This is a genomic window from Stutzerimonas kunmingensis (assembly GCF_032106285.1).
Classification (GTDB): Bacteria; Pseudomonadota; Gammaproteobacteria; order Pseudomonadales; family Pseudomonadaceae; genus Stutzerimonas; species Stutzerimonas kunmingensis_B.
Genome location: NZ_DAMCPO010000002.1, coordinates 167643 through 187159, shown reverse-complemented (window position 1 = coordinate 187159; position 19517 = coordinate 167643). Strand labels below are relative to the sequence as shown.

The 19517-nt window shown below is 66.2% G+C and carries 18 protein-coding genes; 7 read left to right on the top strand and 11 right to left on the bottom strand.

Annotated features, from left to right (window positions below):
• Nucleotides 1-18 precede the first annotated feature (18 nt).
• A complete protein-coding gene (locus RT582_RS02565) occupies nucleotides 19-1137 on the bottom strand; it encodes an NAD(P)/FAD-dependent oxidoreductase (RefSeq protein ID WP_313476457.1) in 1119 nt (372 codons plus the stop codon).
• A gap of 98 nt (nucleotides 1138-1235) precedes the next feature.
• On the opposite strand from RT582_RS02565, the gene RT582_RS02560 reads away from it, so the two are divergent.
• Nucleotides 1236-1691 carry a metallophosphoesterase family protein gene (locus tag RT582_RS02560; RefSeq protein WP_313476454.1) on the top strand — a complete coding sequence of 152 codons (456 nt, stop codon included), beginning with the start codon at nucleotides 1236-1238 and terminating at the stop codon, nucleotides 1689-1691.
• Here RT582_RS02560 and RT582_RS02555 read toward each other — a convergent pair.
• Together RT582_RS02555 and RT582_RS02550 are read right to left on the bottom strand one after the other, a co-directional pair.
• Nucleotides 1684-2331: a YitT family protein gene (locus RT582_RS02555; RefSeq protein WP_101275363.1), complete on the bottom strand. Its 648-nt coding sequence runs from the start codon at nucleotides 2329-2331 to the stop codon at nucleotides 1684-1686. The two genes, RT582_RS02560 and RT582_RS02555, sit on opposite strands and share 8 nt — an antisense overlap.
• 87 nt (nucleotides 2332-2418) lie before the next feature.
• The gene (locus tag RT582_RS02550) at nucleotides 2419-2937 is read right to left on the bottom strand and encodes a dihydrofolate reductase (protein WP_101275364.1); all 519 of its coding nucleotides are present in this window, start codon (nucleotides 2935-2937) and stop codon (nucleotides 2419-2421) included.
• A 149-nt stretch (nucleotides 2938-3086) separates the two neighbouring features.
• Here RT582_RS02550 and RT582_RS02545 point away from each other — a divergent pair, with 149 nt between their 5' ends.
• The 3 genes from RT582_RS02545 to RT582_RS02535 all read left to right on the top strand — a co-directional run bounded on the left by RT582_RS02545 (nucleotide 3087) and on the right by RT582_RS02535 (nucleotide 7055).
• Nucleotides 3087-4202, top strand: coding sequence for a glycerophosphodiester phosphodiesterase (locus RT582_RS02545; RefSeq protein ID WP_313476451.1), 1116 nt, complete (start codon nucleotides 3087-3089; stop codon nucleotides 4200-4202).
• A gap of 92 nt (nucleotides 4203-4294) precedes the next feature.
• Nucleotides 4295-5689, top strand: coding sequence for a DUF2868 domain-containing protein (locus RT582_RS02540; RefSeq protein WP_313476450.1), 1395 nt, complete (start codon nucleotides 4295-4297; stop codon nucleotides 5687-5689).
• Nucleotides 5682-7055 (top strand): DUF3482 domain-containing protein, encoded by a 1374-nt coding sequence (locus RT582_RS02535; RefSeq protein WP_313476449.1) that lies wholly within the window; start codon nucleotides 5682-5684, stop codon nucleotides 7053-7055. The genes RT582_RS02540 and RT582_RS02535 overlap by 8 nt, the downstream gene beginning before the upstream one ends.
• A 30-nt stretch (nucleotides 7056-7085) precedes the next feature.
• Here RT582_RS02535 and RT582_RS02530 read toward each other — a convergent pair whose 3' ends face one another.
• On the bottom strand, nucleotides 7086-7997 hold the full coding sequence (locus RT582_RS02530; RefSeq protein WP_313476448.1) for a DMT family transporter: 912 nt from the start codon (nucleotides 7995-7997) through the stop codon (nucleotides 7086-7088).
• Nucleotides 7998-8085: 88 nt separating this feature from the next.
• On the opposite strand from RT582_RS02530, the gene RT582_RS02525 reads away from it, so the two are divergent.
• A complete protein-coding gene (locus tag RT582_RS02525; RefSeq protein ID WP_313476445.1) occupies nucleotides 8086-9000 on the top strand; it encodes a LysR family transcriptional regulator in 915 nt (304 codons plus the stop codon).
• 118 nt (nucleotides 9001-9118) lie between these two features.
• Here RT582_RS02525 and phoU read toward each other — a convergent pair whose 3' ends face one another.
• The 5 genes from phoU to RT582_RS02500 all read right to left on the bottom strand — a co-directional run bounded on the left by phoU (nucleotide 9119) and on the right by RT582_RS02500 (nucleotide 16028).
• A complete protein-coding gene (phoU, locus tag RT582_RS02520; RefSeq protein ID WP_003303228.1) occupies nucleotides 9119-9847 on the bottom strand; it encodes a phosphate signaling complex protein PhoU in 729 nt (242 codons plus the stop codon).
• Nucleotides 9848-9993: 146 nt separating this feature from the next.
• On the bottom strand, nucleotides 9994-10821 hold the full coding sequence (gene pstB, locus RT582_RS02515) for a phosphate ABC transporter ATP-binding protein PstB (protein ID WP_104098811.1): 828 nt from the start codon (nucleotides 10819-10821) through the stop codon (nucleotides 9994-9996).
• Nucleotides 10822-10923: 102 nt separating this feature from the next.
• Entirely contained in the window at nucleotides 10924-12594 is a 1671-nt protein-coding gene (gene pstA / locus RT582_RS02510) for a phosphate ABC transporter permease PstA (protein WP_041754065.1), read from the bottom strand.
• A gap of 27 nt (nucleotides 12595-12621) precedes the next feature.
• Nucleotides 12622-14898 (bottom strand): ABC transporter permease subunit, encoded by a 2277-nt coding sequence (locus RT582_RS02505; RefSeq protein ID WP_313476443.1) that lies wholly within the window; start codon nucleotides 14896-14898, stop codon nucleotides 12622-12624.
• A 164-nt stretch (nucleotides 14899-15062) separates the two neighbouring features.
• Complete coding sequence (locus RT582_RS02500; protein ID WP_014818690.1) at nucleotides 15063-16028, bottom strand: PstS family phosphate ABC transporter substrate-binding protein; 966 nt, start codon at nucleotides 16026-16028, stop codon at nucleotides 15063-15065.
• 222 nt (nucleotides 16029-16250) lie between these two features.
• Here RT582_RS02500 and RT582_RS02495 point away from each other — a divergent pair, with 222 nt between their 5' ends.
• Entirely contained in the window at nucleotides 16251-16652 is a 402-nt protein-coding gene (locus RT582_RS02495) for an acyl-CoA thioesterase (protein WP_003303235.1), read from the top strand.
• An 8-nt stretch (nucleotides 16653-16660) separates the two neighbouring features.
• Here the strand turns inward: RT582_RS02495 and RT582_RS02490 are convergent, their stop codons facing one another.
• Nucleotides 16661-17875, bottom strand: coding sequence for a GGDEF domain-containing protein (locus RT582_RS02490; RefSeq protein WP_313476441.1), 1215 nt, complete (start codon nucleotides 17873-17875; stop codon nucleotides 16661-16663).
• Nucleotides 17876-18040: 165 nt separating this feature from the next.
• On the opposite strand from RT582_RS02490, the gene RT582_RS02485 reads away from it, so the two are divergent.
• Complete coding sequence (locus tag RT582_RS02485) at nucleotides 18041-18949, top strand: AEC family transporter (RefSeq protein ID WP_313476440.1); 909 nt, start codon at nucleotides 18041-18043, stop codon at nucleotides 18947-18949.
• On the opposite strand, the gene RT582_RS02480 is transcribed toward RT582_RS02485, so the two are convergent.
• Nucleotides 18950-19393, bottom strand: coding sequence for a hypothetical protein (locus RT582_RS02480; protein WP_023443983.1), 444 nt, complete (start codon nucleotides 19391-19393; stop codon nucleotides 18950-18952).
• Nucleotides 19394-19517: the final 124 nt, after the last annotated feature.

Below are 19517 nucleotides of genomic sequence, written 5' to 3'. Positions count from 1 at the left end.
AGGTGCGACAGCGCGTGATCAGGTCGCCAATGGCTCAGGGTCGAGCAGCCCGCAGACGTGTTCGGCAATCGCCAGACAGGCGGTCAGTCCCGGCGATTCGATGCCGAACAGATTCACCAGGCCGGCAATGCCGTGCTGCGCCGGGCCGTCGATGCGAAAGTCCGCGGCCGCCTCGCCAGGCCCGCTGATCTTCGGCCGGATGCCGGTGTAGGCCGGTTGCAAGGCATCGTCCGGCAGCCCTGGCCAGTAGCGGCGGATCGCCGCGTAGAAGCCCTCGGCCCGTGCCGGCTCGATGCGGTAGTCCAGGTCCTCGACCCACTGCACATCCGGGCCGAAACGCGCCTGCCCCGCCAGGTCCAGGGTCAGGTGCACGCCGAGGCCGCCGGGCTCGGGCAGCGGATAGACCAGATGGCGAAATGGCGTGCACCCGCTCAGGCTGAAGTAGCTGCCCTTGGCGAAGTACTGCCGCGGCCGCGCGGCATCGCTCAGGCCCTGAGTGCGCGCGGCAAGTACCGGGGCGCCATGCCCGGCGCAATTCACCACGGTGCGGGCCAGCAGCTGCAGCGGATCGGCGCCGCCCACCTCGACCTGCAAGCCTTCGCTGCCAGCCGTGATCGCCGTTACCGACGCGTTCAGCGCCAGGACCGCGCCGTGGCGCTCGGCATCGCCCAGCAGTGCCAGCATCAGCGCGTGGCTGTCGATGATGCCGGTGCTTGGCGAAAGCAGCCCAGCCACCGCATGTAGCTGCGGTTCTAGCGCCAGCACCTCGTGGCCATCCAGACGCTGCAGATCGTCGACCCCATTGGCCTGCGCGTGCCGCTGCAATTGCTCCAGCGCAGCGATCTGGGCCTCGTCGGTGGCGACGATCAGCTTGCCACAGGGGCGATAGGCCACGCCGTGGCTGTCGCAGAAATCGTAGAGCTGACGGCGCCCGGCGACGCACAGCCGGCCTTTGAGCGAGCCCTGCGGGTAGTAGATGCCGGCGTGGATGACTTCGCTGTTGCGCGCGCTGGTAGCGGTGCCGAAAGCCGCCTCGGCTTCCAGTATCAGCACCTCGCGCCCAGCCAGCGCCAGCGCGCGTGCCACCGCCAGCCCGACCACTCCCGCACCCACCACCACGCAATCCACTCGATCCATGCCAGACTCCTCGACCCGAGGGTCCCAAGCCTGCCGCAACCACAGCGGCCGGCCAAGGGTCGGATGCCCTAACAATGTCTTTTCAAGGGAAAACCGGCATGCGCATCGGCCTGATCTCCGACACCCACGGCCTGCTCCGCCCCGAGGCGGTGGCGGCACTGCAGGGCTGCGCACAGATCATTCACGCCGGCGATATCGGCAAACCGCAGGTGCTCGACGGGCTGCGTGCCATCGCGCCGCTGGAGGCGATCCGCGGCAATATCGATACCGCCGACTGGGCGCAGGTGCTGCCCGAACGCCTCGACCTGCGCATCGGGGGTCTCACCCTGCACGTGCTGCACGACCTCAAGCAGCTGGATATCGACCCGCTTGCCGCCGGCGTCGACGTGGTGATCGCCGGCCACTCGCACAAACCGAAGGTCGAGCGGCGCGACGGCGTGCTCTACATCAACCCGGGCAGCGCCGGTCCGCGACGCTTCAGCCTGCCGATCAGCCTGGCGCTGCTGGAGTTGAACGACGGTGATGCACAGGCCGAGCTGATCAGCCTCAGCTGACGCCCATGTAGCGATCGGCGCGGTGATTGATCGCCAGCACCAGATTCAGCGCCACGGCGCCGAGTACCGACAGCAGCACCTTGTCCGCCGGCACGACGAACACCGCGGCCATGACGATCAGCGCGTCGATACCCATCTGGAAGGTGCCGGCGCGCAGGCCGAAACGCTCCTGCAGGAACAGCGCGAGGATGTTCACCCCACCAAGACTGGCGCGATGGCGGAACAGGATCAACAGGCCGATGCCGATGGCGAACCCGCCGAACACCGCGGCGTAGACCACATTCAGCTCGGCGAAGCGCACCCATTGCGGGGTCAGTTCGGCGAACAGCGAGACCAGCCCCACCGCGCAGACGGTGCGCAGGGTGAACTGCCAGCCCATGCGCCAGATCGCCAGCGCGTAGAACGGCAGGTTGAGCAGGAAGAACACTGGGCCGAACGACCAGCCGGCCAGGTACTTGAGCAGGAACGCCAGCCCAACGGTGCCGCCGGTGAGCAGCCCGGCATGGCTGTAGAAGGCAATGCCAAGGGCGACCAGCGCGGTGCCGGTAAGCAGCGCCAGACCATCCTCCCACAGCGGGTGGCGGACGAAGATCGCGGCAACGCGATCGGCTTCCGGGGCGTCGGATTTGTCAGGTTGCATGAAATTTCTCGTTACGACAGCGACGGGCCAGCATAGAGGCTGCGGCCCGCGAAAGATTTGGCGCCGATCAAGCGAAGAGGGTGCCGGTCAGCTCTGTTTTTGCCAGGTTTCGAAACGGTAGGCTGGTGCCTCGCCCTCAGCCGGATGTGGCTGGCTTTCGACGCACTGCCACTCAGCCTCGTCGAAGGCCGGAAAGAACGCATCGCCTTCGGGAGCCGCATCGATACGCGTGAGGTACAGCCGCTGCGCCTGCCCCAGCGCCTGGGCGTACAGCTGCGCACCGCCGATCAGCATCAGCTCGTCGACGCCCTGCTCACGCGCCCACTGCTCGGCACGCACCAGCGCGGTATCCAGGTCGGTGAAGGTTTCCGCGCCGTCGAGCTGCAGGTCCGCCTGGCGACTGACCACAAGGTTGAGCCGCCCCGGCAGCGGACGGCCGAGCGAATCCCAGGTCTTGCGGCCCATGATGATCGGTTTGCCGAGGGTCATGGCCTTGAAATGCTTGAGATCGGCGGGCAGGTGCCAGGGCATGCGGTTGTCGAGGCCGATCACGCGGTTCTGCGCGAGGGCGGCAATCATGGCGAGGGGAAGGCGGGTCTGATTCATGGCGGCGAGAATAGCAGAGCGATGCAGCTTGCCGAAGCTGCCAGCCGTTCGTCGGCTTCATCGCCTTGCAATACAAGCGGCACCGCAGCGTCAAAGTCCGGTCATGCAAGTGCCTCAGGCTGTGACATCCAAACCGAGGAGATGCCGAAATGGCCCGCAAGACCACCGCTCCCCTTCGCCGCTGGCTCACCGCCTGCAGCCTGCTGCTTCCACTGGCCGGCTTCGCTGCGGCGGATGAACACACCGCGAAACACCAGGCCGCGCGCGGCGAGCCGACCCCGCTGGTGATCGCCCACCGCGGCGCCAGCGGCTACCTGCCGGAGCACACCCTGGCCGCCTATGCGCTGGCCGTTTTCCAGGGCGCCGACTATATCGAGCCGGACCTGGTGATGACCCGCGACGGCCAGATCGTCGCCCGTCACGACAACGAGTTGGGCCTGACCACCGACGTCGCGCAGCGCCCCGAGTTTGCCGATCGCAAGCGCACCCAGCAGGTCGACGGCGTCACTCTCACCGGCTGGTTCAGCGAAGACTTCACCCTCGCCGAACTGAAGACCCTGCGCGCTATCGAGCGCATCCCGGATATCCGCCCGGGTAACGCGCGCCTCGACGGCAGCCTGGAAATCCCGACCCTGCAGGAGATCATCGATCTGGTGAAAACCCTGCAGCTGAGCCAGGGCCGGCGCATCGGCCTGTACCCGGAAACCAAGCACCCGACACACTTCCAGCAGCTCGGCCTGGCCATGGAAAAGCCGCTGGTGCGCATCCTTACCCGCAACGGCTATGTCGGGCGGCAAGCGCCGGTGTATATCCAGTCGTTCGAAGTGGACAACCTCAAGACCCTCAGCCGCCTGACCCAGCTGCGCCTGGTGCAGCTGTTCAGCTCCGGCCAGCCGTATGATCAGCAGGTACGCGGTAGCAAGCTGACCTATGCGCAGATGGCGACGCCCGCGGGGCTCAAGGACATCTCCCGCTACGCCGCCGGCGTCGGTCCGGAGAAGAGCTACATCATCCCGCGTGATGCCAACGGCAACCTCGGCACGCCGACCGGCTTCGTCGCCGCCGCCCACGCCGAGGGCCTCAAGGTCCACCCCTACACCTTCCGAGCGGAAAACGCCTTCCTGCCGGCCAACCTGCGCAGCAGCGACCAGCGCCATGAGCACGGCGACAGCGAAACGGAGATTCGCGCCTTCCTCGACGCCGGTATCGATGGCCTATTCATCGACCAGCCGAACATCGCCGTGCGCCTGCGCAACGCCGACTGAGGGCCCCAGCGGGGAGCCGCAACGGCTCCCCGTTTTCCCGTTCCCCACGGCAGCGGTTATCCTCAAGGCACGACCCGCCAGCGAGATGCCGTGTGATAGCCCGCCCCGCCCCTGATCTCGATACGCTCGACCGTCTCTGGCTTACCGAAGCCGTGCGCCTGCGCGAAGAACATGCCGGGCCGCTGGACGACGACGAAGCCAACCGCCAGGCCCGTGCCCAAGGCGGTGATCTCCCCGTGCTGATCGAGCAGCGTGCACTCTGGCTGGCGCGCCGTGACGGGCTGGTCGAAGCGCTCCTGCACTGGCGCCAGGGCGCACGGCTGGGTGGGTTCGCGCTGGCGCTGCTCGCGGTCTTCACCGGCGTCGGCCTGGCCTTCGCTGCACTGGGCGACGGGCAGCGACCGGTCAATGTGTTCTGGGCGCTGGGCAGCCTGCTCGGGCTGAACCTGCTGACCCTGCTCGGCTGGCTGCTCGGCCTGCTCTTCGCTGGCGACAGCGGTGGTGCGCTGGGACGGCTGTGGCTCTGGCTGAGCGAAAAGCTCGCCCGCGACGCCCGCGCCGCGCAACTGGCACCAGCGCTGCTGAGCGTATTGCACCAGCGCCGGCTCGGTCGCTGGCTGCTGGGTGTCGGCGTACACGGCCTCTGGCTGCTGGCCATGGCCAGCGCCCTGCTTACCTTGCTCGCGCTGCTGGCAACGCGGCGCTACGGCTTCGTCTGGGAGACCACCATTCTCGGTGAAAGCGCCTTCGTCGGCCTGACCCAGGCCCTCGGCGCGCTGCCGGCGCTGCTCGGCTTCAGCGTGCCGGATGTCGAGCAGATCCGCGCCAGTGGCGCACTTGGCGGCGATCTGGAAGGCGCCCGGCAACGCTGGGCCGGCTGGCTGGTTGGCGTGCTGCTGATCTACGGGCTGCTGCCGCGGCTACTGCTCGCGGGGTTCAGTCTGTGGCGCTGGCGCCGCGGCCGTGCCGCGTTGAAGCTCGACCTGAGCCTGCCGGCCTATCGCCTGCTCCGCGAACGCCTGCAGCCGCCCAGCGAGCGACTCGGTATCAGTGATGCAGCACCCGCCCAACTGCACGCTCCCAGCGCCGGCGCTCAGCTCGAGGGCAGCGCTGGCGCCGTACTGGTGGCCATCGAGCTGGACGGCAGCCGCCCCTGGCCACCGGCTCTGTCCAAGGGCATCGCCGATGCCGGCATCCTCGACGATCGCGAGGGGCGCCGACGCCTGCTCGATCAGCTCACCCGTTTTCCGCCGGCGCGCCTGGCCATCGCCTGTGATCCCCGGCGCTCGCCGGATCGCGGCACCCTGGCGCTGATCGGCGAGCTGTCGCGCTGCGCCGCTGCGACCCGCATCTGGCTGCTGCAGGCGCCGCCGGGCGAGGCGCTGGACAGCGCGCGCCTGGATGACTGGCACCAGGCACTGGACAGCCTGGGCCTGCCCCATTCCACCACGACGCCGCTGGGCTGGCTGGAGAGCGGACATGACTGAAGCCCTGAAGCTCGCCGTGGCCGGCCATACCAATGTCGGCAAGACCTCGCTGCTGCGCACCCTGACCCGTGATGCAGGCTTCGGCGAGGTTTCGCACCGTCCCAGCACCACCCGCCATGTCGAAGGCGCACGGCTGTCGGTGGACGGCGAGGCGCTGCTGGAGTTGTACGACACCCCCGGCCTGGAAGATGCCATCGCCCTGCTCGATTACCTGGAACGCGTGGAGCGCCCCGGCGAACGCCTCGACGGCCCGGCGCGAACCGCACGCTTTCTCGACGGCAGCGAGGCGCGCCAGCGCTTCGAGCAGGAAGCCAAGGTGCTGCGCCAGCTGCTCGCCAGCGATGCCGGGCTCTACGTGATCGATGCCCGCGAGCCGGTACTGGCCAAGTACAAGGACGAGCTGGCGGTACTCGCCGGCTGCGGCAAGCCGCTGCTGCCGGTGCTCAACTTCGTCGCCCAGCCCGGCCATCGCGAGGAGGAATGGCGTCAGGCGCTGGCCCGCCTCGGCCTGCATGCGCTGGTGCGCTTCGACAGCGTGGCGCCGCCCGTGGACGGCGAGCGCCGGCTGTACGAAAGCCTGGCGCTGCTGCTGGAACAGGCGCGGCCCAAGCTGCAGCGGCTGATCGAGGACCATGAAGCACAGGCCGCGGCGCGCCTGGTCAGCGGCCAGCGGCTGATCGCCGAGCTACTGGTAGACGTCGCCGCCTGCCGACGCAGCGTGGCCGCACAGCCGGAACTGGAGCGCGGCGCCATACGTGAACTGCATGACGCCGTGCGTGGCCGCGAACAGCGCTGCGTCGAAGCCCTGCTGCGCCTATATGCCTTCCGCAAGGAGCAGGCGGCAGCCAGCGACCTGCCACTGCTCGACGGCCGCTGGGGCGACGACCTGTTCAATCCGGAAACACTCAAGCAGCTGGGCGTGAAGATTGGCAGTGGTATGGCCGCAGGCGCGGCCGCCGGTGCCGGGGTCGACCTGATGGTCGGCGGCATCACCCTCGGCGCGGCGGCACTGCTCGGCGCCCTTGCCGGCGGCGGCGCGCAGACCGCGCGGCACTATGGCAATCGCCTGCTGGGCAAATTAAAGGGCCAGCGTGAACTGAGCGTCGATGACGCCGTGCTGCGCCTGCTCGCCCTGCGACAGCGCCAGCTGCTCGCCGTGCTCGCCACCCGAGGGCACGCTGCCACGGAAGCGATCCGCCTGGCCACTCCGCAGGATCAGGGCTGGCGCGAGGGCAAGCTGCCCGATGCGCTGCAGCGCTGCCGCGCCCATCCGGAGTGGTCCTCGCTCAACCCCGGCGCCCGCCTGCAGGATGGCGAGCGCCAGGCGGCGCTGGATGAGCTGCAGGCCGAACTGCGGCAGAGCTGACCGGTCTGCAGGCCCCGCCGTGCGTACGCGCTAGGCACGGATCGGCGCACCATCGCCAGCCGCGCTCGACGCCGGCTGACGGCCGATGCCCAGGGTGCACAGCGTTGCCAGCATGATCAGCGACCCACCCGCCCAGCCCATCGGCGCCAGCCGCTCACCCAGCCAGAGACCGGCGATTATCGCGCCGAACAGCGGTTCGGAGCCCATCAGCAGCGACACCCGCGTTGCACTGCTGCGCCCCAGCGCGCGGTTCTGCGCGAACATGGCGAACAGCGTGGCGAACAGCACCAGATACAGCGCCGCGAACCAAAACGCCGGTTCCGCCGGCAACGCGGGTAGCTCGCCCGGCATAGACAAACCGAGCAGGATGCAGCCGCTTGCCACGACCCCGCTCTGCACCGCAGTCAGCGCCAACGCTGGAATCGCCTGGCCCGCCGTCAGTCGCCGGGTCAGGCAGACCAGTACGGCACGTAGCAATGCCGCTGCGAGCATCAGCGCATCGCCGAGATTTAGCGACAGCTGCGGGCCGCCGGTCAGCAGCCAGACGCCCGCCAGCGACATCGCGCAGGCTAGGAACAGCGTGTTGTGCGGCCGCTGGCGCAGCAGCAGCCACTCCATGAACGGCGTGATCACTACGCACAGGCTGATCAGGAAGGCGGCATTGCTGGCGCTGGTCAGCATCACGCCCCAGGTCTCGCAGAGAAAGATAGCCAGCATCACCAGCCCCAGCGGCAGACCGGGGCGCAGCGCCCGGCGGCCGACCCCGCGCAGTTGCGGCAGCAACAGGACGAAGGTCAGACCGAAGCGGATCGCCAGAAAACCCAGCACCGGGTAGAACAGCAGCGCCTGCTTGGCCACCGCATAGCTGCTGCCCCAGATCAGTGCCACCATCAGCAGCATGCCATCGGCCAGCCACAGCCCCTGTCTCGACGTGCCTTTCATGTTCGAATCCCCGCACCAATCAGGCGCTGATTGTCGGGCCTGCCGCCACGGTCGATAATCCAGCAAAACAGCACAGGACCTGTTCCGCATGGGAACGAATGACAGCGCAGCTCTGCTGCCCTACATGGCCGTGTTCGTGCGGGTGGTCGAGGCCGGCAGCTTCTCCGGCGCCGCGCGGCGGCTGGGCAGCACACCGTCGGCGGTAAGCCGCCAGGTGGCCCGGCTGGAGCAGGCTCTGGCGCTGCGCCTGCTGGAACGCACGACGCGCCAGCTGCGGCTGAACGAGGCCGGGGCGGAGTTCTACCAGCATTGCCGGGATATGCTCGATGCGGCCGACGCGGCCGTCGTCATCGGCGAACGGCTGATGCGCAGCCCACGCGGGCTGGTGCGCCTGAGCGTACCCAAGGCCTATGGCAAGTTCGTCGTCGGGCCGTTGATGCCGGCCTTTCTGCAGCGCTACCCCGAGGTCGATGTGCAGCTGCGGATCAGCGACCAGAGCCCGGACCTGATCGAGGACGGCTTCGACCTGCTGGTACTGGTCACCGACAACCCACCCGAAGGCCTGGCCGGCAAGCCACTCGGACCGGTACGCCAGCTGCTATGCGCCAGCCCCGAATACCTGCAGCGTCACGGCGAGCCGCAACATCCGCAGGACCTGCTGCGCCATAGCTGTCTGTATCTGGGAGAAACGGCGGGAGACAATCGCTGGCACCTGCGCCGCGGGGAGCAGCAGGAGACGGTGACGGTGCGCGGTCGCTACATCAGCAACCACAGCGAGGCGCGGCTGCTGGCGGCGCTGGAACACCTGGGCATCACCTGCCTGCCACACTTCACCGCGGCCCAGGCGCTGGCCGAGGGTCGTTTGCGCGAAGTGCTGCCGCAGTGGCGCTACACCGGTTCATACCAGGGCGCGGCCTGGCTGCTGTGGCGGCAGAATCATCATCTGCCACCGAAGACGCGGGCGCTGATCGACTATCTGAGCGAGGCGCTGATCCGCACCTGAGCGGCATCCGTGCGGGCGAACCGATGCAGGTGGATGGGTCGAGCCTCAACGCCAGCGGCGGCTCTGTCCGCAGATTTTGGCGCCGGGCGGACATCGCTGCCCGCCCCGCGACCGCGAATCAGCGCTCCTTCGAGCCTTCCACTTCCTCGGCCATGCGCGCCAGGCCCAGGTGGCGCACGTCGGTACCGCGCACCAGGTAGATCACCAGTTCGGCGATGTTGCGCGCGTGGTCGCCGATGCGTTCCAGCGAGCGCAGCGCCCAGATCACGCTGAGCACGCGGGAGATCGAGCGCGGGTCTTCCATCATGTAGGTGACCAGTTCACGCAGCGCGGTCTTGTATTCGCGGTCGACGGTCTTGTCGTACTGCGCCACCGAAAGCGCCAAGTCGGCATCGAAGCGGGCGAAGGCGTCGAGCGCTTCCTGCACCATCTTGCGTACCTGGTCGCCGATGTGGCGCACCTCGACATAGCCCTTGGGCGACTCGCCTTCCTCGCACAGCTGGATGGCGCGGCGGGCGATCTTGGTCGCTTCGTCACCGATGCGCTCGAGGTCGATCACCGACTTGGAAATGCTGATGATCAGGCGCAGGTCGGAGGCCGCCGGCTGACGGCGGGCGAGGATGCGCACGCACTCCTCGTCGATGTTGCGCTCCATCTGGTTGATCTGGTCATCGACGTCGCGCACCTGCTGAGCGAGGCCCGAATCGGCCTGGATCAGGGCGGTCACCGCGTCATTGACCTGCTTCTCCACCAGCCCGCCCATGGCCAGCAGGTGGCTGCGCACCTCCTCGAGCTCGGCGTTGAACTGCTGGGAAATGTGTTGGGTGTGGCTGTCTTTGCTGATCATGTGCGAACCCTTGCGAAACTGTTGTTCTCTCGCCGGACGGTCCGGCCTTTGGCAAATCGTGCTGCGCTAGGAGGCGGCGCGCAGACAGTACGAACCAGGTACGGCAAGCGCCGCCGACAACGCGCAGCGCGATTTGCCATAGCCGGCTAGCCGTAGCGGCCGGTGATGTAGTCTTCGGTCTGCTTCTTGGCCGGGTTGGTGAACAGCGTATCGGTGTCGCCGTACTCGATCAGTTTGCCCATGTACATGAACGCCGTGTAGTCGGATACCCGCGCGGCCTGCTGCATGTTGTGGGTGACGATGACGATGGTGTACTTGGTCTTCAGTTCGTAGATCAGTTCTTCGACCTTCAGCGAGGAGATCGGGTCGAGCGCCGAACTCGGCTCGTCGAGCAGCAGTACTTCCGGCTGCACGGCGATGGTGCGGGCGATGACCAGACGCTGCTGCTGACCGCCGGAGAGGCCGAGCGCCGATTCGTGCAGACGGTCCTTCACCTCGTCCCATAGCGCAGCGCCCTTGAGCGCCCATTCGACGGTCTCGTCGAGCACGCGCTTCTGCTTGATGCCCTGGATGCGCAGGCCGTAAACGACGTTCTCGTAGATGCTCTTGGGGAACGGGTTGGGCTTCTGGAACACCATGCCGACGCGGCGACGCAGGTCGGCCACGTCTTCGCCCTTGCGGTAGATGTTGGTGCCGTCGAGGTTGATCGCACCCTCGATGCGGCAGCCGTCGACCAGGTCGTTCATGCGGTTGAAGCAACGCAGCAGGGTCGACTTGCCACAGCCGGACGGGCCGATGAAGGCAGTCACGCGCTGCTTGGGGATGTTCATCGCGACGTTGAACAGCGCCTGCTTCTGGCCGTAGTACAGACTCAGATCGGGCACTTCGATGGCGACTTGCTCGTTGGCCAGGCTCAGGCTGCGCTTGTCGCGGCCGAGGGCCGAGATATCGATGGAATGCGTGTTGGTTTGCATGTGCTCGCTCCGTTCGCAGCTGCCAGCTGCAAGCTACAGGCTGCAAGCCCAAGTCAGCGCCTCGTTTCTCCCGAGGCCGGTGGCTTGAGCTTGCCGCTTCAATTAATGATCCAGCGCCTTGTACTTTTCGCGCAGGTGGTTGCGGATGTAGATCGCTGTGAAGTTAAGCGCGGCGATCACCAGCACCAGCAGCAGCGCAGTCGCATACACCAGCGGTCGTGCCGCCTCGACGTTGGGGCTCTGGAAGCCGACGTCGTAGATGTGGAAGCCCAGGTGCATGATCTTCTGGTCCAGATGCAGGTAGGGGTAATTGCCATTGAGCGGCAGGTTCGGTGCCAGCTTGACCACACCGACCAGCATCAGCGGCGCCACTTCACCGGCGGCGCGGGCCACGGCAAGGATCAGGCCGGTCATCATTGCCGGGCTGGCCATTGGCAAAACCACCTTCCACAGCGTCTCCGACTTGGTCGCACCAAGGGCCAGCGAGCCTTCGCGGATCATCCGCGGGATGCGCGCCAGGCCTTCCTCGGTGGCAACGATCACCACCGGCAGGGTAAGGATCGCCAGGGTCAGCGAGGCCCACATCAGGCCCGGCGTGCCGAACACCGGTGCCGGTGCGGCTTCCGGGTAGAACAAGCGGTCCAGCGAACCGCCCAGGACGTAGACGAAGAAGCCCAGACCGAACACGCCGTAGACGATCGACGGCACCCCGGCCAGGTTGTTCACCGCGATGCGGATGATCCGGGTGAGCAGGCCCTGCTTGGCGTATTCACGCAGGTAGACCGCGGCGATCACGCCGAACGGGGTGACGATCACCGCCATGATCAGGGTCATAAGTACGGTACCGAAGATCGCCGGGAACACGCCGCCCTCGGTGTTCGCTTCGCGCGGCTCGTCGCTGACGAATTCCCACAGCTTGGCGAAGTAGAACATCAGCTTCTGCGGCGTCGACATGGCATTGGGCTGGAACGCCCGCACCACCTTGCCCAGGGTGATCTCCTGCTCGCGGCCGTCGGCCGTGCGCACGGTGATGCTGTCGCGGTTGAACTGCTGCTGCAGGGCGACCAGCTTTTCTTCCAGCACCCGGTACTCGGCATCCCACTGGGCGCGCTCGGCATCCAGATCGGCCTGCGCAGCCGCGTCCAGGCGATCGTTCAGCTCCAGCTGACGGGTCTTCAGGCGCAGACGCTCGAGGCCGTGGTTGATGCGGCCGATCTCCACCTTTTCGATACGTGAGATCTGCGTGTGCAGCTGGTCGACGCGGTCGATGCGTGCCTGCAACTCGTTCCAGGCGCCTTCTCCCTCGGCGACCAGTTGGCCGGCTTCCTTCACGTTGAGCAGGTAGCCATAGAAATTGCCCCACTCACGGCGCTCCAGCACCATCAGCTCGACGGGCGTGCGCTGGTTGCTCAGCCACTCACCGACCACCCAAGAGAAATCCGCGCCGTACACCTCACGGTTGCCGACCTTGAGCAGCTCGCGAGTCATGAACTCGCCGCCTTCGACGTTCACCGGCAGGCCGCTGGCCGCCAGACGCGCGCGCGGCACCTCTTCAGCCTGGACCACCTCACCGGCCAGCACGCGCATCTCGGCGCCCGGCATGCTGTAGTCGGCGACGATCACATCGGCCGGCCAGAAGTGCGCCAGACCGCGCACGGCGATGATCGCCAGCAGCCCCAGGGTCATGATCACGGCGATGGACACCGCGCCGGCGTTCATCCAGATCCAGGGTGTGCCGCTCTTGACCCAGGTGTTCAACGAATCCTTTTTCACGGATCGATACCTTCTGCGAAATCTGGTTTACAGGCTGGCGTACTTGCCACGCAGACGCTGACGAATCAGCTCGGCGAGGGTGTTCATCACGAAGGTGAACATCAGCAGTACCAGCGCGGCGAGGAAGAGCACGCGGTAATGGGTGCCGCCGACCTCGGACTCGGGCATCTCCACGGCGACGTTGGCGGCCAGAGTGCGCATGCCTTCGAAGATGTTGGCTTCCATGATCGGCGTGTTGCCGGTGGCCATCAGCACGATCATGGTTTCGCCCACGGCGCGGCCCATGCCGATCATCAGCGCGGAGAAAATGCCCGGGCTGGCGGTCAGCAGCACCACGCGGGTGAGGGTCTGCCAGGGCGTGGCGCCCAAAGCCAGCGAGCCCAGCGTCAGGCTGCGCGGCACGCTGAACACGGCGTCTTCAGCGATCGAGTAGATGGTCGGGATCACCGCGAAGCCCATCGCCAGGCCGATCACCAGCGCGTTGCGCTGATCGAACGGAATACCCATGTCGTTGGACAGCCACAGGCGCATGTCACCGCCAAAGAACCAGTTCTCCAGATGGCCGCTGATTTCCAGCGAGCCGAAGCCGATCAGCAGGATCACCGGGATCAGCAGCACGGCTTCCCAGCCATCCGGCACCGCGAGGCGCACGGCCTGCGGCAGGCGGCTCCAGGTCCAGGCGGCAAACAGAATCCCGACCGGCATCAGCAACAGCAGGCTGAAGATGCCCGGCAGGTGGTTCTCCAGAAATGGCGCGAGGAACAGGCCGGCGAAGAAGCCAAGGATCACCGTCGGCAACGCTTCCATCAGTTCGATGATCGGCTTGACCTTGCTGCGCAGCCTGGGCGCCATGAAGTACGCGGTATAGAACGCCGCACAGATCGCCAGCGGGGCCGCCAGCAGCATCGCGTAGAACGCCGCCTTGAGCGTGCCGAAGGCCAGCGGCGCGAGGCTCAGCTTGGGTTCGAAGTCGCCATTGGCCGAGGTCGATTGCCAGACGTAGTCAGGCTCCGGATAGCTCTCGTACCAGACCTTGCCCCACAGCGCGCTCCAGGAGATTTCCGGGTGCGGGTTGTCGATCACGAAGTGCTGCAGACCCTGCTCCGACTCCACCAGCAGGCGCGTGGCACGCGGCGACATGGCAGCCAAAGCGGCGCCTTCAGCGACCTGTTCCTTGAGCAAGGTGCGATGCGCGGTGCTGTGGAAAATGCCGATGCTGCCGGCGTCATCCAGCGCGAGGAAGCCCTTGCGGCGCTCCTCCGGCAGGATCTGGCGGATCGGGCTGCTGCCCAGCTTGAAGTTGCGTACGTTCTTCAACTCCGCCTGGCCGTCGGCGGAGCGCACCATGAACCACTGGCCGATGCCACCCTTGGAGTCGCCGATCATCAGCGATATGCCCGCCAGCAGCGGGCTGATCGTGGTGATCTCGCTGCCGTCGCCAACCAGCTTGTAGCGACCATTGAGCTGCTTGCGGCGCAGATCGAAGACATCCGCGCTGGCCTTGCCGCTGATTGCGTAGAGCCACATATGCCGCGGGTCGAGCAGCAGCTGGCGAATCGGCTCGGCCAGTTGCGGCAGATTGAGGCGTTCCTGCTCCAGCGTCACCTCGCCAGTCATCAGGTTTTCGCTGCTGGCGATGCGCTGAGCGTGCAATGCCGTGCCGGTAGCGCCGGCAACGAGCAACGTCTTGCCGTTCAGGCTGATGGCGGCCTGATCGATCGGGCGACCCTCGGGGTCGAGCTGCAGCGGCTCCTCACCGAAGGGATAAGCGAGTTCGGGGGTGATGGTCTTCTTATTGTTTGGGTAGGTGACTTTGTAGTTGTGCTCGAGCACCAGCGCCTGGCCGTTATCCAGGCCCAGCACCAGCCGGCGTGTGCTTGGCGTGTCCTGCCCCACCGAGACGACACGGCTGCCGGCTGGCAGCGGCAACGTCTTGCTCGACAGCAGTGCACCGTCGCTCAGCCCGAAGAAGCGCACCTGCCCGTCGGAACCCAGGCGCATTGCGACCTGGTTCTGCTCCTCCACCGCCAGCAGCAGCGGCTCGCCGGCATCGGCCAACCAGGCCGGTTGCTGCGCCGCGCGGCTTTCCAGCTCGGCGCCCTGGAACATTGGCAGTACGACCTGCGCCAGGTAGAAGAAGATCAGGGTAATGGCGACCAGCACCGCCAGACCGCCGATGGACACGTACCAGCGTGCCAGGTGATCTTTCAGCGCGCGGATGCGGCGCTTGCGTTGCAGCGCCGGCGTGTTGAAGTCCAGCCGTTGCACATCGGAATTCGCGGTCATGTTTTCCATGTCGTTCATGCCAGGGCTCCTGGGCCTGAGCGGCCCTTCGGGGCGCCTAATCTAATGAAGCTGTGTGACAGAAAAATTACAGTCAGGTGACGCGACGAAGCCCGCCAGCGCGTTTCGCGTGGCGGGCATCTGCGCATGACCGGCGCGCTACGTCGCCGGCCGTCACGCTGGTCTTACAGACCCAGGTCCTGCATGGTCTTGTCGACCACCTTCTTCGGCAGCGGGATGTAGCCATCCTTGACCACGACTTCCTGGCCCTGCTTGGAGAGCACCAGCTTGAGGAACTCGGCGTCGATCGGGCTCAGCGGCTTGTTCGGCGCCTTGTTGACGTAGACGTAGAAGAAGCGCGCCAGCGGGAACTTGCCAGCCAGAGCGTTCTCTTCGTTGGCCTCGAAAGCCTCGCCACCCTTGGACAGCGGTACGGCGCGGACGCTGGAGGTCTTGTAGCCGATACCCGAGTAACCAATGGCGTTCAGGGTGCTGGAGATCGACTGCACCACCGAAGCGGAGCCCGGCTGCTCGTTGACGTTCGACTTGAAGTCACCTTTACACAGGGCTTCTTCCTTGAAGTAGCCGTAGGTGCCGGATACCGAGTTGCGACCGAACAGCTGGATCGGCTTGGCCGCCCACTCGCCGGTCATACCCAGGTCGCCCCAGGTCTTGATGTCCTTCTCGCCACCGCACAGGCGAGTGCTGGAGAAGATCGCGTCGACCTGCTCGATGTCCAGCGACTTGATCGGGTTGTCCTTGTGCACGAACACCGCCAGGGCGTCGATGGCCACCGGAACGGCAGTTGGCTTGTAGCCATACTTCTCTTCGAAGGCCTGAATCTCGTTGTCCTTCATCGGGCGGCTCATCGGGCCCATGTTGGAGGTGCCTTCGGTCAGAGCGGGCGGCGCGGTGGAGGAGCCGGCAGCCTGAATCTGGATGTTGACGTTCGGATAGCTGCGCTTGAATTCCTCAGCCCACAGGGTCATCAGGTTGGCCAGGGAGTCCGAACCGACACTGGACAGGTTGCCGGAAACACCGGAAGTCTTCTGGTAGCTCGGCAGCGCCGGGTCCACAGCAGCGACCGCGCTCGCGGCGCCAACGCCAGCGGCTACAAAGGTCAGGGCCGCCATCAAACGATTCAGTTTCATACCTTGCTCCTAGCAGGTGTGTGCTCGAGTGTGTTGGAACGGGGGCCAGTATCTGCAGGCCGTGTGAACACTCTATGAAGCAAGTGTGACAATCTGATTACCAAGCGCGCCGTTGACCTGGTTCGGTCGCTGTAGCGCAACACAGCCGCTATACTCGCGCCGTCGCCCGTGCCAGAGCGGGCATTTCGCGCCAGAACAACAACGCGCCGCGAGTCCGACCGAATGAAAGAATACGAACAGGAAGATCCGATCCCGCAGGGCGACCTGGCCCTGCAGCTCACCGCATTGCCGCGGGAAACCAATGGTTTTGGCGATATCTATGGCGGTTGGCTGGTGTCGCAGATGGATCTGGCCGGCACCGCGATGGCAAGCCGCGTGGCCGCCGGCCGTGTCGCCACGGTCTCCATCGATCGCATGGCGTTCATGGTTCCGGTAGCGGTTGGCGCGCAGCTGTCCTTCTATACCCAGACGCTGGAGGTCGGGCGCAGCTCGATCCGCATGCTGGTGGAAGTCTGGAGCGACGATCCGCTGTCCAGCGAGTGGCGCAAGGTCACCGAAGCCGTCTTCGTATTCGTCGCCATCGACGGCAGCGGCCGCACCCGCTCGGTGCCGCCGCGCCGCTAAGCCATCCGCTAGTGAGGCTGTGGCTCGGGTCGCAGTAGCCCGGCCGCGACGGCAAAGCGATTCTTGCCACCACTCTTGGCCTGATACAGCGCGGTATCGGCGCAGTGATAGAGCTGCTCGGCCTGCTGGCCGTCCTGCAACGTGGCGATCCCGATACTGACACCCACACGCGCCGCCGAATCATGCGGATGCCCGATATCCAGCGCAGCCAGTGCGGTGATCACCTGACGGGCGATGCGCTGCGCGGCGGCGTTGTCGCAGTTGTACAGCAGCAGTGCGAACTCCTCACCGCCAACCCGTGCCGCTTCGTCCAGCGGGCGCCGCGCGAACCCGGCGAGCAACTCGCCGAAGGTGCGGATCAGCGCATCGCCGGCCGGATGGCCGAAGGTGTCGTTATAGGCCTTGAAATCATCCAGATCGAGCAGCAGAAGGCTCAGCGGGCGCCGGTCTCGACGGGCCTGGGCGATCCGCTGGGGCAGCGCGCGATCATGACTGCGCCGGTTGGCCAGACCGCTGAGCGCGTCGTGCTCGGCGACCCAGCCCAGCAGTTGGCGGGTCAGAAACTGGTCGCGCTGCGAGTACTCATGAACATAGCGACTGATCGCGCCGATGATCAGCAACAGCAGGTAGTAGCTGACGGCGATCCAGTGTTCCGGCATCTGCTCGGCCGACAGGATCAGGCTGGCCATGCACACATCGGCCAGCACGATCAGCACCGCGCACAGCAGCGCCCACCAGAAGGTCACGCCGAGAAAGAAGAACGACGCGACGATCAGCAGCCCGGCGCCGTAACGGAAATTCAGCTCCGCATCGAGCGTTTCGAAGCGGATGTCGATCAGCGCGGCCAGCATGCCGACCATCACCAGCAGCACCGGAAATATGCGGTTGGCCTGCGCGCGAAACCTGCGGCTGTAGAAGGTCAGCACCAGCACGACGACGCCCGGCAGAATCTGCAGGAGGCGCAACAGCGTCAGCGTTGTCAGCCAGCCGGTATCGGCAAGATCGAACAACCGGTGTTCGCAATACAGATATCCACCGACCGCGAAGATCAACAGCAGGGCGGCGAGGCGTTGCGATAGCCGCGCATGACGATCCAGATAGCGCCGAAACTCCCTCTCCAGCTCCGGCGCGAAGCGCAGCAGACGGAACCCGCCATGCAACTGCCGGCCATAAGGCGTATCGCGGAAATCCTCGGTAGAGGCCTGGGGGGGTATGTGGCGCATCGGAAGCTCGCAGGTTCGACGCGCAATGATATCACCAAGCCACTACGCAACAGACAACCGTCCGACCGACGTAGCACCGCTGCCGCCACGCCAGCTTGAAGATGAAGGTTGCACTGAACGTTGGCAGCATCGAAGATCGCGCTACATGCACTGTTGGATGTATCCGTGACCGCCCTGCTACTCGCCCTCTGGCCCCTTTTCGCCCTTATCGTCGCCGGCTATTTCCTGCGCCTGCGCGCCTTTCCCAGTGCCGAGTTCTGGCCCGGCGCCGAACGCATCAACTACTTCATCCTCTTCCCTGCCCTGCTGTTCAGCAGCCTGGCCACCGCACCGCTGGATAACCCAGCACTGCCGCGCCTGGCCGGCGCCGTGATGCTCGCCCTGGGCCTGGCCTGGATCGGGCTGCTGATCGCCAAGCGGTTGCGCGGCTGGTCTGCCGGCCGCTTCGGCGCCATCACCCAGGGCGTGCTGCGTTTCAACACCTACCTCGGCCTGGCCGCGGTGGGCAGCCTGTTCGGCAAGGAAGGTCTGGCGTTGGCTGCGCTGATGCTGGCGCTGATGGTGCCGACGGTGAACGTGATGTCGGTGTGGGCGCTGACCGCAGAGCGCGGCGTCAGCGTGCGCGGTCTGCTGCTGCCCATCGCAAAGAACCCGCTGATTCTCGCCTGTGTCGCCGGCGCGCTGGTCAATCTGTCGGGCCTGGGTCTGCCCGGCGGCACCGACCGCCTACTGAGTCTGCTCGCCGCCGCCAGCCTGCCGTTGGGCCTGCTCTGCGTCGGCGCGGCGCTCAAACCCCAGGAGCTGGGCGGGGAAATCCCGGCGCTGGGCTGGAACAGCGCGGTGCGCCTGCTGGCCGTTCCGCTGCTCGCCTACGGTGTGGCGATGGTGCTCGGCCTGCCCGATATGGAAACCACCATCCTGGTGCTGTTCTTCGCCCTGCCCACCGCCCCCACTGCCTACGTGCTCACCCGCCAGCTCGGCGGCGACAGCCATCTGATGGCGGGCATCATCACCTTGCAGACCCTGCTCGCGACGGCCAGCCTGCCGCTGGTGCTTACGCTGCTCAACGGCTGATCAGCGCGCGACCTGCCCGCGTAGCAGACGCAGCAGCATCAGCGCCATGCCGACACCCAGCGCGCCGAGCACCAGCAGCGGGCCGAGATAACCGAGGGCGTCCTGCAGCCAACCGAGCAGCAGGTGCAGCCATTCGGTGTGCAACGAGGCTTCGACTGCAACGTAACCGCCCTGCTCCCAGATCTGGTAGGCGGCGTACAGCGGGATCAGCGTCAGCGGCAGCAGGATCAGGCACAGCCAGTAGCCGCTGCGCCGGTACGCACCCAGTAGCCCCCATGGCAGGTAGGCGGCGCGAATCAGCTGGAAGAAGCAGACGATGTAATAGACCACCAGCAGCAGGGCGAAACCGCTGGCCACGGACGGCGCGAGCCAGAGTTCACGCAGCGCCGCGGTGCTGATGAACAGGCTGAGTGCGCCCCATAGCAGAAGAAAGAAGGTTCTCATCGCAAGTCCCGGTGTCGGCTTTTGGCGAAAGCGCATCGGAACAGAATTCCGAGCGCCATACGCACAACCGCTTCACGAAAAAGGCGGCGATGAGCAGCGATCATGCCGGCTTCGAGCAGGCGCG